At 56.0% G+C, this 14,017-nt stretch carries 13 protein-coding genes, 2 tRNA genes and 1 pseudogene; 11 read left to right on the top strand and 5 right to left on the bottom strand.

Annotated features, from left to right (window positions below; translation table 11 throughout):
• Nucleotides 1-27 precede the first annotated feature (27 nt).
• From AC1RMF_RS01905 to AC1RMF_RS01920, 4 genes and pseudogenes are all read left to right on the top strand, one after another.
• Nucleotides 28-1,959, top strand: coding sequence for a peptidylprolyl isomerase (locus AC1RMF_RS01905; protein ID WP_493139119.1), 1,932 nt, complete (start codon nt 28-30; stop codon nt 1,957-1,959).
• A gap of 32 nt (nt 1,960-1,991) precedes the next feature.
• A tRNA-His gene (locus AC1RMF_RS01910) sits at nt 1,992-2,067 on the top strand.
• A 113-nt stretch (nt 2,068-2,180) separates the two neighbouring features.
• A pseudogene (locus AC1RMF_RS01915) lies at nt 2,181-2,351 on the top strand (DUF6538 domain-containing protein); the annotation flags it as partial.
• Nucleotides 2,352-3,884, top strand: a complete 1,533-nt coding sequence (locus tag AC1RMF_RS01920; protein WP_493139942.1) for a site-specific integrase — start codon at nt 2,352-2,354, stop codon at nt 3,882-3,884.
• Between the two features lie 10 nt (nt 3,885-3,894).
• On the opposite strand, the gene AC1RMF_RS01925 is transcribed toward AC1RMF_RS01920, so the two are convergent.
• From AC1RMF_RS01925 to AC1RMF_RS01935, 3 genes are all read right to left on the bottom strand, one after another.
• Entirely contained in the window at nt 3,895-4,503 is a 609-nt protein-coding gene (locus AC1RMF_RS01925; RefSeq protein ID WP_493139120.1) for a hypothetical protein, read from the bottom strand.
• 735 nt (nt 4,504-5,238) lie between these two features.
• A tRNA-Pro gene (locus AC1RMF_RS01930) sits at nt 5,239-5,314 on the bottom strand.
• 800 nt (nt 5,315-6,114) lie between these two features.
• The gene (locus AC1RMF_RS01935) at nt 6,115-6,729 is read right to left on the bottom strand and encodes a recombinase family protein (RefSeq protein ID WP_493139122.1); all 615 of its coding nucleotides are present in this window, start codon (nt 6,727-6,729) and stop codon (nt 6,115-6,117) included.
• A 301-nt stretch (nt 6,730-7,030) separates the two neighbouring features.
• On the opposite strand from AC1RMF_RS01935, the gene AC1RMF_RS01940 reads away from it, so the two are divergent.
• The 7 genes from AC1RMF_RS01940 (at nt 7,031) to AC1RMF_RS01970 (ending at nt 12,258) form a co-directional block, all read left to right on the top strand.
• Nucleotides 7,031-7,213 (top strand): hypothetical protein, encoded by a 183-nt coding sequence (locus tag AC1RMF_RS01940; protein ID WP_493139124.1) that lies wholly within the window; start codon nt 7,031-7,033, stop codon nt 7,211-7,213.
• Between the two features lie 472 nt (nt 7,214-7,685).
• Complete coding sequence (locus AC1RMF_RS01945) at nt 7,686-8,147, top strand: hypothetical protein (protein ID WP_493139126.1); 462 nt, start codon at nt 7,686-7,688, stop codon at nt 8,145-8,147.
• Nucleotides 8,144-8,524 (top strand): hypothetical protein, encoded by a 381-nt coding sequence (locus tag AC1RMF_RS01950; protein ID WP_493139128.1) that lies wholly within the window; start codon nt 8,144-8,146, stop codon nt 8,522-8,524. The genes AC1RMF_RS01945 and AC1RMF_RS01950 overlap by 4 nt, the downstream gene beginning before the upstream one ends.
• 5 nt (nt 8,525-8,529) lie before the next feature.
• Nucleotides 8,530-9,081 (top strand): hypothetical protein, encoded by a 552-nt coding sequence (locus AC1RMF_RS01955; RefSeq protein WP_493139130.1) that lies wholly within the window; start codon nt 8,530-8,532, stop codon nt 9,079-9,081.
• Between the two features lie 527 nt (nt 9,082-9,608).
• The gene (locus AC1RMF_RS01960) at nt 9,609-10,352 is read left to right on the top strand and encodes a hypothetical protein (protein ID WP_493139132.1); all 744 of its coding nucleotides are present in this window, start codon (nt 9,609-9,611) and stop codon (nt 10,350-10,352) included.
• A 24-nt stretch (nt 10,353-10,376) separates the two neighbouring features.
• The gene (locus tag AC1RMF_RS01965; protein ID WP_493139134.1) at nt 10,377-11,330 is read left to right on the top strand and encodes a hypothetical protein; all 954 of its coding nucleotides are present in this window, start codon (nt 10,377-10,379) and stop codon (nt 11,328-11,330) included.
• Nucleotides 11,331-11,718: 388 nt separating this feature from the next.
• Nucleotides 11,719-12,258, top strand: a complete 540-nt coding sequence (locus tag AC1RMF_RS01970) for a virion core protein, T7 gp14 family (protein ID WP_493139136.1) — start codon at nt 11,719-11,721, stop codon at nt 12,256-12,258.
• Between the two features lie 526 nt (nt 12,259-12,784).
• Here the strand turns inward: AC1RMF_RS01970 and AC1RMF_RS01975 are convergent.
• Nucleotides 12,785-13,168 (bottom strand): BRO-N domain-containing protein, encoded by a 384-nt coding sequence (locus tag AC1RMF_RS01975; protein ID WP_493139137.1) that lies wholly within the window; start codon nt 13,166-13,168, stop codon nt 12,785-12,787.
• Nucleotides 13,158-13,925 carry an FRG domain-containing protein gene (locus AC1RMF_RS01980; protein WP_493139139.1) on the bottom strand — a complete coding sequence of 256 codons (768 nt, stop codon included), beginning with the start codon at nt 13,923-13,925 and terminating at the stop codon, nt 13,158-13,160. Before AC1RMF_RS01980 ends, AC1RMF_RS01975 begins: the two co-directional genes overlap by 11 nt.
• Between the last annotated feature and the right edge of the window lie 92 nt (nt 13,926-14,017).

The raw sequence follows: 14,017 nt of genomic DNA on the forward strand, positions 1-14,017 counted from the left end.
TTGTTGATTTGATGGAGAGTCAATCGCATGTTCGATTTTGTTCGCAAGCACACCAAGATCATGATGTCCCTCATGTTCTTGTTGATCATCCCCGCATTTGTGCTGGTGGGTATCAACGGCTTTCGTAGTTTCAACGCAGGTGGCGATACCGTTGCCAAGGTAGGTGGCTACTCCATCAAACAAGCCGAGTGGGATGCCGCGCACAAGAACGAAGTGGACCGTGCGCGCAATTCGCAACCTAACCTGGATCCCAAGCTGCTGGATGCGCCCGAACTCAAGTACGCCACGTTGGAGCGTCTGGTGCGTGAACACGTTCTCAGCGATGCTGCAGCCGATGCCCATCTGACGAGCACCGATGCACGTCTGGCGCGTGAATTGCAGCAAAGTCCGGCCATTGCATCATTGCGCAAGCCGGACGGCACATTGGACATGGCACGTTACCGTGAGCTTGCCGCAGCACAGGGATTGACGCCTGAAGGCTTTGAAGCGCGCGTACGCAAGGATCTGGCGCTGCGCCAGGTTGAAGGCGGAATCACCGGCACTGCGCTTGCACCGGCTGCGCAAACCAATGTTGCACTCAACGCCTTTTTTGAACGTCGCGAAGTGCAGATTGCCAATTTTCTGCCTGCTGATTTCAAATCCCAGGTGAATCCTACCGATGCCGAGTTGGACGCCTATTACCAGGCCAATCAGAAACTGTTCCAGGCGCCGGAATCTGCTAGCGTGGAATACGTGGTTCTGGACCTGGATGCGGTCAAGAAGACGATTTCCCTGAACGCGGACGAGGTCAAATCTTATTACGACCAGAACGTTGAACGTCTGAGCGGCAAGGAAGAGCGTCGTGCCAGTCATATCCTGATCAATGCGCCTAAGAGCATGTCGGCCGCTGATCGCGCCAAGGCCAAGGAGAAGGCCACTGCGTTGCTGGAACAGGTGCGCAAGGCTCCAGATACTTTCGCGGACGTCGCCCGCAAGAATTCGCAGGATGCCGGTTCGGCGCCCTCCGGTGGTGACCTGGATTTCTTCGGACGAGGTGCGATGGTCAAACCATTTGAAGATGCCGCCTTTGCTTTGAAGAAGGGTGAAATCAGTGGTCTGGTGGAGTCGGACTTCGGCTACCACATCATCAAACTGGTCGATATCAAGTCGCCCAAACAGAAGAGTTTTGAAGAGCTCAAACCCACCATCGAGAACGACCTGCGCAATCAGCAGGCGCAGCGCAAGTTTGCGGAGGTGGCCGATACGTTTACCAATGCAGTCTACGAACAGTCAGACAGCTACAAGCAGATCGCCGAAAAGCTCAAGCTTGATATCAAGGCCGCCACCAATGTGCAGCGCAAGCCAGCCGCTGATGTAAACGGTGTCTTGGCCAATGCCAAATTGCTTACCGCCATCTTCAGCCCTGACTCGGTGGAGAAGAAGCGCAACACCGAAGCTGTTGAGATCGGGCCCAATCAATTGGTCTCTGCGCGCGTTACCCAGTATGCAGCCGCACGTGTGTTGCCCTTGGCCGAGGTGCGCAACGATGTGCGTGATCGTCTGATTGGCTTTCGCTCTGCTGAATTGGCCAAAAAGGATGGCGTAGCCAAACTGGAGGCGTGGAAAGCGCAACCGGACGCGGCCAAGTTGGGTGCGAGCGTGGTCGTCTCACGCGATCAAGCCAGCTCCGTGCTACTCGCTGTGGTTAACAAAGCCATGCACGCGGACACGTCCGCACTTCCCGCGTGGGTTGGTGTCGATCTGGGCAACCAGGGATATGCGGTAGTGCGGGTAAACAAGGTGCTGGAGCGCAATCCGCCTGCGGAAGCACAGTCCAAGCAAGAGCGGGCCCAATACGCGCAATGGGTGGCCAGCGCAGAAGATCAGGCCTACTACGAGATGTTGAAGACCCGCTTCAAGGCGCAATTCAAGGTGAACAAGCCGGCGCCTGTTATTGTTACGGCAGGAAGCGCGCAATAAGGCATTTCATCAGGTTATAATTTACGTCTACGGTGGCTGTAGCTCAGTTGGTAGAGTCCAGGATTGTGATTCCTGTTGTCGTGGGTTCGAGCCCCATCAGCCACCCCAGATAATCTTGAAACCCGCTAACCATGCGGGTTTCGCGCTTTTAGAGGCTTTCCAGAGGTTGCACTGTTCCACAAACCTGTTCCACAACGGGTTAACATTTGGATGTGCAAGAAGTGAGAAAACCTCCCCATACAGAGAAGCGTGGCGGCCAGTGGTGGTATCGCCGTAGAGTCCCCACCGCATTGGTTTCCATCCTCGGTTTCGCTGAGTACCGAGAGTCCCTCAGAACCCCTGACATTGATGAAGCTCGTACTAGGGCTGCAATCCGCAATGCGGAGGTCACTGTGGAACTTCATGCGACCAAGGAACTGCTGAAGAAACAACAAGCCAGCGACCAGACCGCTGCGCCCCTCAAGCTGACCCCTGAGGCCCTGGCTTACATAACTGAAGCTGTGCGGGCTCACACCTTGAAGGTTGATGAAGACTTCCGTAGAGCACAGCCAGAAGAGAACAGCATCTTTGAGTATGAGTCCGTGCTCGGGGAACACCATGAGTCCACCGGCAAGGCCCTTGCTATGGGTCGCGTGCCAACCTCTGCAAGTGAGCTGGGCATGGTGCGTGATGCCTTGGAAGCAGTGGGCATCCCAGTGGCTCCCGAGGCACCTGCGTGGCAAGAGGTCATCCACAAGGCCATGGAAGGCTACAACGGGGCACTGCAAGACATCAGGAGCCGCATCCGTGGGGACTATGTGTCTACCCCTGCGGCACCAGCAAAGCCCGTGCAGATTGACCCTCAAGCTGCCGCCCCTGGTGCCTTGAAGCTGGGCAAGGTCATTGATGACTACCTGTCCACAGTCAAACAGTCTGGCTACACCAGAAAGGTAAAACGTTGTTTACAGTTGTTCGGTGAAGTCGTTGGTCGTGACGCCCCAGTGGCTGAAATACGCCAGAAGACCGTTACTCAGTTCCTGCGGGACATCTGCAAGCTGCCCACCAACTGGGCGCAACTGTTTGACAGCGGCACACCACTGGCCGTGCTGATGACAGGTGAGCATGAGAAGCTGATGGCCCCAGCTACCTACCGTGACAACTATCAGGCCCCGCTGGGTGCGTTCCTGACTGACTCACTGCGGGACCATGGCGATGATGGCTTCCCAGCCCTCACAGTGGTTCGGATTGACTACGTGGGCACACGCAAGGACAACGAGTCCCAGCAGAGAGCACTGCGAGACGATGAACTCAAGAAGCTCCTTGAAGGCCCAAGGTTTGCAGCCATGGCGGCAGACCCAGAGCAAGAGTCCATGTACTGGTTCACTGTCTTGTCGCTGTTCACTGGTGCCCGCCCTCGTGAGCTATGCCAAGCGAATCCACAAGTTGACTTCGGGCAGCAGGACGGCCACTGGTTCATTGACCTTAGCCCGCACACTGCGGCAGGCAAGGGCATCACCAAGACCATCAAGACGGGAGAAGAGCGGCGCATACCGCTGCACCCAGAGCTGGTCCGGCTGGGCTTCACTGACTACATCCAGAAGCTGAAGGGGCAGGGGGCTGATAGGTTGTTCCCGTCCTTCAGGGTCAAGAAGGGCAACCCCTTTGAAGCTGCTGGGGATGACTTCAGCCAGTTGCTGGTGGATGTGGGTCTGTACGATGACCAAGCGCCACCAGGGCAGGCCGTGCTTGGTGCATATGTCATGCGCAAGACCTTCATTACCCAGTGCAGAAACCAGAGTGTGGTCTCCAAGGAAATCACGGGGCATTCAGACGGGACCACCACGGCCATTCAGGACAGGTCTTACATCTTTGGTCCTGAGCCGTTCGCCAAGAAGCTGGAGCAATTGGCTAAGTACAAGCTGCCTGTGGTCATTCCCATACGTTAGGCGGCACCTGCTAGCCGTTCACTGGTAGCAGGTCGCCTTCTAGAAAATAGAGGGTCTTTTGTGGCCCCCAGAAGTCGTAATCTACGGTAAACGGGGTGCCGGGCCGGAAAAGGACAGGGTTGGGATTGAGTTCGCCAGTGCGGCCCTCGTCCCTGTATAGAAAGAGGAGAAGCAAGAACAAGCCCGCAACTGCGTTCAAGGCATGGTGCAGGTTGGCACTTGCAAATTGAACATCCCGGTGGTGCTTCACATCGTTGTATGCCTTCCACCAGATGGGGTTCTTGTCGCCCTGTCCCCACTGCTCCCAGGGGTTCAGAACTAGGCCATGCTTTGGCAATGTGACTATGGCTCCTGGCAGTGCCTCATATGCTGGCACTATCGACTTGCGATAACCGTCGATGGTCCTAGCCCTGTCCGCTGGGTTTATCTTCTTGCACAGCAGCTTGGCAACCACATCAACTTCGGACGCCGCCGTAATGATGATTCTGGCAAGCTCAAGGGAGTACGCCTGGAAGTTCCCCTCTGCAGGTTCTAAGTAGCGTGACATCCGCACAATGTCATCTTCAAGTGCCAAGAAGTAATTCCAATGATGTCGCACCGGCCCCACCTGTATGCCCATGGTCATTACCCTTTCAGAAGAATTGCCACGCTGCCTGCAGTTTAGTCAAGGCTACTCAATGACCACAGCGCACGGGTCCTCCCAATGACCCGCCTAGCGTTCTCCACCAGCGCCCCTCTAGCCCCATCCTGAGACGCCACAAGGAACGGCCAAGGCTTTGCCCTCTGCGGCCTGGGTGGTCCCAGTGGCATGACGGCTTGGCTCGGTTGTGCTGGTGACAGTTGCATGGTTCTCTCCTTTGTGAAATACTGTATGAATTTACAGGTATTGTATGCGTGAAGAGATCACTTATCAATGGAGCTGTCAGCAGTTCGGCAAGTGGTACACCACCAGTTTCCATTGCACGGAAGAACACATCAGGAAGGAGCACCCAGAGGCTGTCTGCATCACTACTAGCAGGGTCTCCAGGATAGTGCCCAGTACGCCAGAGGAGGAGCTAAAGGCCATGTACAGCAACTCCCCTGGTGGCCCCAGTAGACCCCAAGTGGCTTAGGGGCTGGTTGTTGCGGTGCAACAGCTTCCTGGGTGCCAACTAAGGGTACCGATGGACTTCCGCCACCCCACAAGGCAGGAGCTGTGCGGCATTCAAGAGTTCACTGTCAAAAACAACAGGGATTTTTGCTGAGTGAACTTGGTACCGGAAATCTTGCTATCCGAAAACGGATACAAATAAAACGTAAATACTCTTGCAACCAATTTATTAAGGTTGCTAAACTTCACTACGCTTTATGTGGATGGACTGCCTGGCGGGATTCGAACCCGCGACCCACGACTTACCAAGGACGTACTCTATCCACTGAGCTACAGGCAGTTTTAGGACTGTCGGCAGAGCCTCAAGGATTCATGTTGTTAGCGCAACATGGTCTTTGGGGCTTTGTTTTTTCACGCCGCCGTCCTATTCCAGCCACCACTATATCTGTGGTTCAACCTCCGAGCAACCCACTACCTGTAGTGTATCCAACGAAGTGCACCTCTATCGAGGTCATACCTCGGAAACCCGCTGCCGGTAAGCATTTGAAACTTCCTATCGTTAATTCATGCGGTTTATAGCGTGTTTTCCTCTTGAAAGCCCTATTGAATATGACTTTTCAGATTCGTCTCTATTCATTAACCTGCCTTCATTTGGTGCCAATGTATCTTTTTTGCAACAGATTTATGCATAAAACAGAGGCCAAAAAACTCACTTTTCTACTGATTTCTTGACGTACTCGACGGATATTTCAGCCTATGCAGGAGCAGGGTTTCACCTCAAAATTGCCCTGGGGGCAGCCCGACAGTCAATTGGTAGTCATCGCTATGTCCTTGTTTCCCATATAGCTCTTCAATTGATGGTCTTGCGGGCGCTGTCTACTTCCGAGCTTTTGATACAAAAATGTGAGCGGGTATCGGATAAGCCCAACGGGCCAAAATCCCCCCGTGGCCCCCTCTCGCTCACACACCAGGGCCGCACCAGGGCAACCTTTGGCTGGCAGCAAACGCCACCACCAGCCACTCGTGCAGCAAGGCACCCAGCGTCCACCATAAGCCATCCTGTAGCCCCTTGCTGTGATGGTGTTGATGCAAACAGAAAGAGGCCCGTAGGCCCCTTGTGGTGGTCTGGTGGGGACGCTGTCAGGCTGACACTACACGCTGCACAACGGAAGTCCCGCAGCCGACCATCTTTGCAATCTTTAGGATGCCTAGGCCCTGGCTGCGCAGCTCCTTGATTTGCTTCTCCACCTTGTCGCTGGCCTTGGGCCTGCCCAGGGTGACCGCTTGGCCATGCTTGTTCTTGCCGGTGGCCTTGACCACTGCCAACCCTGCATTGACCCGGTCCTTAATCATCTCTCGTTCAAACTCTGCAAAGACCCCCATCATTTGGAACATGGCACGCCCTGCTGGGGTGGTGGTGTTGATGGCTTGCTGATGCAGGTAAAGGTCAATGCCCGTGGCGTGCAGCTCCTTGAGCATGGTTATCAGGTCCAGCAAGGACCTACCCAGGCGGTCCACTGACCACGAGGCCACCACATCAAACTCCTTGCGGGCCACTGCCTTCAGCATGGCATCAAGCTGGGGGCGGTCCTTTCTGCCCTTGGCACCGCTGACAGCATGGTCCACGTACTCGGCCACCACAACCCAGCCAAGGCGGTCTGCGGCCTCTCGCAGTTCCTTGAGCTGGTTCTCTGTGGTCTGTGACCCTGTCGAGACTCGCGCATACAGCGCGGCCTTCAATGGCTTCTTGGTCATGGCGTCCCTGGCAATGTGATGCTGCCATGATGCCAGTAAACCATACGCAAATCAACTGTTATTCGTATGTACTGGATTGTCATGCGGCTCCAGGGGGAAGACAAAGCCAAATACTGGTGGGGTTTTCCGTATGACCCTCGCCATCCTGCAGGTGGGACTGTTTACAAGGCGGGAAGATGAGAATAATTCTCAGCTACCAAATGTATCAGACCTCTTGCCTATTGGAGCTTGCACTAGTGGTAAACCCTAATATCTTGGAACACCATTGGCACCTCTTCAACACACCTTTAGGAGTTATTCAATGGTTTATCTTGTTGCTTCCCTTCTTGACCCTGTGGCCCGTGGGCTGGCTGCGGTCCTCCCTGGAGTCAGTGGGGCCGCTGTGACTGTCACCCATGGTGGCAAGGGCCTGGATGCATGGCAGTGCAGGAGCGGCTGGACTGTGAAGGCTGGGGGGCTGTGCCTGGAGGTGGACTTGGCCTAAACGCTCACCTTCGCTAATTCAGAAATTCATAGGTCACTTTCCCCAAGTGCGGGGTGGTGGCCTTTTTCATGTCCTGATGCTATCAAATCAGATAGCAAGGTATTAAGGCTGCATGCGGGTTGGCGCTGAATTTAAGGCTAAACCCCGACCTTCGCTTAGTCAGAAAACGCGCCTAAACCCTGACCTTCGCTTCAACTAGATTCATTTCTTGCTGTGCAAGTCGTGGCTAAACCCTGACTTTTGCTCAAAAGAAGTGTTCGCATAAACCGACAGCACGCTGAGTCAGTTACCCAGGGCGCAACCACCAGCCCACCGTTTTGAGGCCAAGGCACCCACTATCAGTGGGCTGCCCATGGGAGCAACCAACGCCGCCGCCTTGGCCTCACCCTATCTCCCCCTGCTTTTTTGCAATCCATCCGGCTGACTTGCACAAGCCAGCTTCAAGCCCCCATCAGGGCAACAAGGAAAACCCATGTCCAAACGTCCCACACAGCCGGTACGGCGTCGCACCACCGTGCCATTGACCGGCACAGTATCCAAGCCCCAGACCCTGCTGGACCACAAGGCCACCATTGCGCACTCCTACGCCACCAAGGTGGTCTCCAAGGAGCTGGCCCTCACAGTCCCAACTTCTGGCATTGCCCGCCGTGCCCTGGTCCTGTATGCCCACAAGCTGTCTGGGCTGGACCCTGGTCAGCTCAAGCAAGAAGCCTATGCAGTGCGTGACTGCTGCAAGGCCCTACCAGTCCCCCAGGAGGACACCCAAGCTGCCCTGGCACAGCTTGAGGGTGACGAACTGCCAACGCTTCAAGGCGTCCTCAATGGCTCCCAGGCCCCCATTGACTGGGATGCCTTCCATGACCGTGTAGATGCCCTGGTAGCTCAGATGCGTCCCACCAAATCCAGAACCACGAAGAAAGTACCAACACCATGACCAGACCCACAACCAACCTACAGCCGCTCTGGCTTGCGGTGCGAAACAGCCTGCTGGACCGCATCAAGGGCACCAAGCGGGTGCCTGTGGAGCTGCTGACAGTGGCCCGTGCATTCCTGCGTGACAACGGCCAAGGAGCGCCCAACGCACGGGACCGCAAGGCCCTGGATAAGCTGCACCGGCTGTACAGCGCCAGACTGGCAATTGCCTTGCAGGCTGACCGCATCCCGGCTGCTGTCTTGGCTGAAGGCCGCAAATGGCTGGAATACCACGGGGTCAGGGCGGACATCCCCACAGCAGTGGCCCGCCAAGTGGCCCAGAAGTTGGCTGATGGCTCCCTGCCGTTCACCCATGACGAAAAGCTAACCACGCACTAGACCCAATGACCCAACCCACACCGACCACTTCAGCGAAGCCACCACCAGAGACCACGCTGGACTGGTTCAAGACTCATGCCTTCACCGAACACTCAAAAATGCTCTACACACCATCCGTCCAGATTGCTCTCCGTCAACACCTCCGACTGTCCTACTGGCTCAGCAAGTGCCAGCTAATCACCCCTGAAGGGGTCAGCCGTGCACGCAAGGCCATCGCCTTTGCAGATGCTCCCGAAGGTGTGGCACCTGTCCTGATGGACCAGTCCCATGTGGACGCTGTGCTGTGTCATGACCAAGGGTTCTCAGTGGTCACTGACCCAGACACTGGCGAGGTGGCGGGCTGGTCCATCCCCGAGATGCTTGGAATGCTTGAGCATGCAAATCAGTGCTACCAGTCGGGCGCACAGGGGCGCACTGAAAGAGCCAAGAAGGCAGCAGAGGCCCGATGGTCACCGAAGCCACAGGTAGCAGCTCCAGGGCACTCACCAGAACCCCACAAGGTCATCAGTGGTGCAGCCAGTCCAGCGTCTGCCGTTGCTGATGGGGGTGACTTTTAGCCCCGTGATGCTTGCAATGCTTGAGCATGCATAAGCATCTGGAGCACATGCTTGGAAATGCTTGGCATGCCTAGAGTAGAGGAGAGGAGAGTAAATAAGACATAGCTAGTAATAGCCCACGTTCAAGAAGCCAGAAGACCACTGCTGAATCAGCACACCACTTCTGGGCAACTTGAAATGGGCTTCGCCCTATAGACCACAGAACACACCACCTTTGTTGATTTCCCTGGTGGTGGTAATTCCCTTCACCCGCTACTTCCCCACTTTCAAAAAATTCTGATGACCGCCATGACCATGGAGGACACGTCAGGACTGCTTGAAGTGGCCTTGTAGTCGCTTCGCTCCCTTCTTTCCCTCTGCCTGAGTGGGCAGCTTCACCCGTCCATTACAAGGCCCCACAAGGGCCACTCCAGACCACCCAGTGCCAGCCACAAGCTGCCCCCTTGGGTTCTGGTCTTTTCACCCTGGCTGTGCATGCAGCCTTTTCCCTTTTCCCTTTTCACCTTCCTTCACAAGGAGTCACAACCATGGCTATCAAGCCAAGGGTATCGGCACTGGTACGCCAGAACGAGACCCACTCGTGTGTCATCTCAGGATGTCACGCCCACAGACACAGCCTCAGTAAATGGTGTATTCGCCACCTGAGCACCTACGAGCGCAACGGGCACCCCCTCGGGGCACCTGTCAGGCCCACCCAGTGGAAGCAGTACAGCGCCAAGGTGCAGCAGTTGCTTTCCTCCAACCTGGACCATGCTGGACTGGTACACGCCTTGAAGTTCATTGATGGCTGGATGCAGTCCGCTGTGTCGCATGCCGACCAAGCAACATGGGCTGATGAAGTCGCCCGATTGCACCGCGCTGGGGTCACACCCATGCAGGTCATCACTGAGCTTGCTGCCTGTTGGTCTTACTTACAGGACCACCCCAGGCTGTGCCTGTCACATGACCACCAGTCCTTCATGCTGTCCAAGGCGGTGCTGGGGCTGACCCCAAGGCCCCGCAGGTTCTCAGCCCGAGACAACCGAGAGGGCCGCAACGGGTATGCCATCAAGGCAAAACCAGCGGCCTTGAAGTACATCGGCAAGCACCTTGCAGTGGTCTTGTCTGCACTCCTGGTCAACATCCATCAGAACCTGAGTCAGCAAGAAGACCAAGCAGCCAAGGCTGTGGAGGACATGCGCCAGCCCTTTGGCGTCTCCACTGCAGCTCTCACAGAAGCCACCACCAGCGTCCCTGATAGACGCCAATTCCGCCACATCGGCAACCCTTAACCAATCCCAAGAAAGCAATTCACCATGAGCAATTTCACAAGCACCACCGTTCAGTCCTCCGGCCTCACCCGTGTCACCCACGGTTCCCCTGAGCCTGATGAACTGGCAAGAGCCAACGTACCCACCGAGCAAAACCGTGTAGTCGGTGGAGTCATCCGGGTCATTGGCACCCAACTGCAGGAGGGCAGCGGGAAGGCCAGCTACTGCTCCTATTCAGAGGCACCCAAGAACTCAGGTTCTGTAATGTCCACCCTGCAGCGTGATGCCCACGGTCAGTCTGTGGAGCTGGAGCCTGGAAACCCTGCCAGCCGTACCACCATCCAGACCGCACTGCGGCATGGTCTGGTGCAAGAGGTCAGCCGTGGCATCTTCATGGACACCCAGGCGTCCCCTGCACAGGCTGCACCCCAGCAGCAGGCCCAAGCACCGGCCCCAGCTCAGCAAGCCCCTGGAGAGCCAGCCCCGTTTGCCTTCGTCAATGCCAACAATATGGCACTATGGAATGAAGACATTGCAGGCATGGACCAGCATGTGTATGACAGCACCGTGGCGTCCACAGTGGCCCTGGCTGCTGGTGGCAATGGTTCCATTGAGTCCATCGCCAACCGTCTGGCCTCAGAGGCTGGCATGGAGCCGGAACTGGCAAAACAATACGTCACCGAGGGTGCCGACTTCTACAAAGCGGAGCTGTCTGCAGACCTTGTGAAGTCCGTAGGTCTCCCGAAGGGGCAACTGGAGCAGTTCTACGACTGGACCCGAGGCAAACCAGCGCTATCCCAGGCACTGAGCGAAATGATGCACGAGGGCAACACGAAGACCTTCCGACAGTTGGCGGTGGAGTTCAAGCGGCAGTCAGCCAGCAAGCTGGATACCTCAGCTTTCGCTGCTGCTGGTCTCCAAACCCGTGTGGACTATGCCACGGGAGAGCTGATGGTGAGCAGGGGGAATGGCCCCTGGTTCAAAGCCAGCGACCTTTAAGCCACCCATAGGAGCCAACCCTGCGCCATCACAAGCCCTGACCTTTCACCCTGAGGGGTGACTGCGATGGACAACTTGTGATGGCCTTGGGTGGCCCTTCCTGGCTTCTGGTCACCACTTCCCCACCAGGGCAACCCTTGCCCTTTCAAGCCGCCTCAAGGCCACCTCAGGCCCCAAATGGTTATCCCGAGGGGTGCCGCCAGGGACAACCTGTGGGGGCCTAAGGTGGCCTTGAGGCTGTGCAAACAGCCATCTCCCCGCTGCACTCGCAGCTTCCTGGTCCCCAGTGCGCTCCACGCCGCTGGGGGGCCTTCTTTCCCTTATCTTTGAAAGTCCAATTTATGAACGTATCAACCCACCAACAGGACGGCAAAGGCCGTGACTCTGTATGTGCGTAGCCGTCGAAACCATTGCTGCCGTGCAGCTTGCAATCTCAGCAGCTCAGGCCATCCAGCAGAACCAAGCAGAGCAGCAGTCAGCTGATGCACAAAACCAGCAGAACGCCATCAACCGCAAGGCCATAGCCGAACAGCAAGGGCGGGACCGCCTAGAGGGTGAACGGCAAGCACAGCAAGAGTACGAGCGTGCCGCTTCAGAGACCAACGAGTACGCCAAAGAAGCACATGCACACATGGCAAGCCTGGAGGCCCTTATGGGTGAAGGTGGTGGCGGTATCACTGCTGACCGCAAGGTTTCGGCTGCTGGCATTGGCTATGGTCAAGACTTTGCTACCCTGGCAGCGAACTCCACGAAGCAACAGGCATCCATCGGCATGGGCACAGCAGCAGCCGTAACACGGGGAAGCAACCAGCTTGCATCTATCCGTGATGTGTCTGGCCCCTCTTTCCTCGGTACTGCCCTCCAAATTGGCGGCGCTGCCGTGAAGTACAAGCAGAGCATGAACTCCATCAACTCTACGAAGGTGTAGAGACCAAAAGAAAAAAGGGAGAGATTGCTCCCTCCCTTTCCAGTGCACGTTAACGGTGACTGTTGGGCGTCCGCTTTACTGGCACCCATGTACTACCTGGGGAGGTAGTTGGTGGCAGTGGCTTTCTGTCGGGCACTGTCGCATAGTTCGGGCGTAGCCCTCCCCGTGGACCTTGCTCTTGGAAAATGCCGCCATTGTTTCCGGTGTTGCTACCGGGTCGCTTACCTGCTGTCATAGGGTCCTCCTAAAAAAACAGCGCTAACACCCCCAGTACGTAAAACCCCGTATACCCACTCTGTGACCAGATAGGGTACCCTCAGTGTTCCTAAACGTGAGTTGAGGGGCAGACCACACTGGGTAACAGTGACCTGCCAAGGCTGCTGAGAGTTCGTACCTCTCAGTGGCCTTTTTTCATTGTGTGCTTGCACACGGGACACACTATATCTGGGGTCTAGCTTGATGGCAAGCCACTACAGGTAGTGTATCTAAGGACATTCTGTGGATAACTTGTAGTTAATAAGCGGAGCTAACTGTGGACAGAGTTGGGGAGAGGTGCCAATAAATTGGAATTGACAAACCAACTGTCCACAGGCGATGGCGTGAAATTCTCAATTGCCCCGGCAGTAGCCTTGCGGGACTTCAAGATGAGCGAGTAGAGGCCCGACTCGTTGACCGGGGTGACCCGTGGTGTGAATGGGCCGAACAGGGCTGAAGCAGCTTCCCGGTCAATAACCGGGGACCTCTTTTGGAGCACAAAGCGCTCGTCTGGGTCGAGTAGTGCTGTGTGGTCCGAAGCATGGCCGCTAAGTTCCAACGGGACGCACACATCAGCAGCAACAAACCAAGGCTCGTTGTCAATGATGATGGCGCGGAGGTTGAGGGAGGGGGCGAAGTCCGCGCTATAGGGCACTGGACGTGTCGTAACTGTCCTCGTCGGTCAGTTTTTCGTATTTCCAAGTCAAGTGCCCACACAGGCCAGCAAGGTCGGGGAAGAGTGCTGCCCGAGTAACGCCGCAGCGCGCTAGATCGTCACGTATTGCGGGGAAATACTGCACAGGAACGACAAACTTGCGAAGTTTTTGCCGTTGCCCTTTCACCGTCTCAAAATTACTGAATCGATTTTTGAGATCGGAAAATTTATGCACAGTGAACCACCCGGCTTGAGCAACGATACGTGCGTCGTGGTGACGAGGCCGGAAAATCATAGTCCGGGGTACGGAGTCTGGATTTGACTTTTGGTCAGCAAAATCATCTTCGTCTGAACTGAAGGCCCAAACTGCGGCCCCCATGTTTTTTTCTGCCGGTTGCTCAACGGCAAACCACAATGCAACTAAGGGATTGGTCGTCCAATCAAGTAGCCGGGTGGGCAGTCCGTGATGCTGGGCTAGTGCCAATCGATCCCAGGCGGTTTGCAAGGCTCCACTCTCGACATGTGGCACCGCCAAGCGTTCAAAATCGGCCAGCATCTTTTTCTCGGCTTTGAGCAAAGAGTCCACGTACTTGAACCTTAGATTCAGCCTCCCGAGGCGGGGAGTGAGCTTCCATGATCCATTGCGGTGCCCCCTAAACAGTACATCGTCCTGCCCTGTGTAGTGTTCTGCCACACGCTCAACCAAGTCGGCCATAGATGTGATTTCGGTCTCAGGAATCTTAGTATTGGTGTCCATAGGTCCTTTCGTGGGCATTCGACAAGGTAAGAACTGCTTGGAACTATTCTAGGGTGCCATCTTCCTGCCCCACAGTTGGTTCTACCTGTTCC

Source organism: Rhodoferax sp. GW822-FHT04A08 (assembly GCF_058801025.1).

Coding starts and splice junctions, on each gene's coding strand:
- AC1RMF_RS01970 (WP_493139136.1), top strand. CDS start 11,719: ATGTGCGTAGCCGTCGAAACCATTGCTGCCGTGCAGCTTGCAATCTCA.
- AC1RMF_RS01905 (WP_493139119.1), top strand. CDS start 28: ATGTTCGATTTTGTTCGCAAGCACACCAAGATCATGATGTCCCTCATG.
- AC1RMF_RS01980 (WP_493139139.1), bottom strand. CDS start 13,925: ATGGACACCAATACTAAGATTCCTGAGACCGAAATCACATCTATGGCC.
- AC1RMF_RS01925 (WP_493139120.1), bottom strand. CDS start 4,503: ATGGGCATACAGGTGGGGCCGGTGCGACATCATTGGAATTACTTCTTG.
- AC1RMF_RS01955 (WP_493139130.1), top strand. CDS start 8,530: ATGACCCAACCCACACCGACCACTTCAGCGAAGCCACCACCAGAGACC.
- AC1RMF_RS01940 (WP_493139124.1), top strand. CDS start 7,031: ATGGTTTATCTTGTTGCTTCCCTTCTTGACCCTGTGGCCCGTGGGCTG.
- AC1RMF_RS01935 (WP_493139122.1), bottom strand. CDS start 6,729: ATGACCAAGAAGCCATTGAAGGCCGCGCTGTATGCGCGAGTCTCGACA.
- AC1RMF_RS01960 (WP_493139132.1), top strand. CDS start 9,609: ATGGCTATCAAGCCAAGGGTATCGGCACTGGTACGCCAGAACGAGACC.
- AC1RMF_RS01950 (WP_493139128.1), top strand. CDS start 8,144: ATGACCAGACCCACAACCAACCTACAGCCGCTCTGGCTTGCGGTGCGA.
- AC1RMF_RS01965 (WP_493139134.1), top strand. CDS start 10,377: ATGAGCAATTTCACAAGCACCACCGTTCAGTCCTCCGGCCTCACCCGT.
- AC1RMF_RS01945 (WP_493139126.1), top strand. CDS start 7,686: ATGTCCAAACGTCCCACACAGCCGGTACGGCGTCGCACCACCGTGCCA.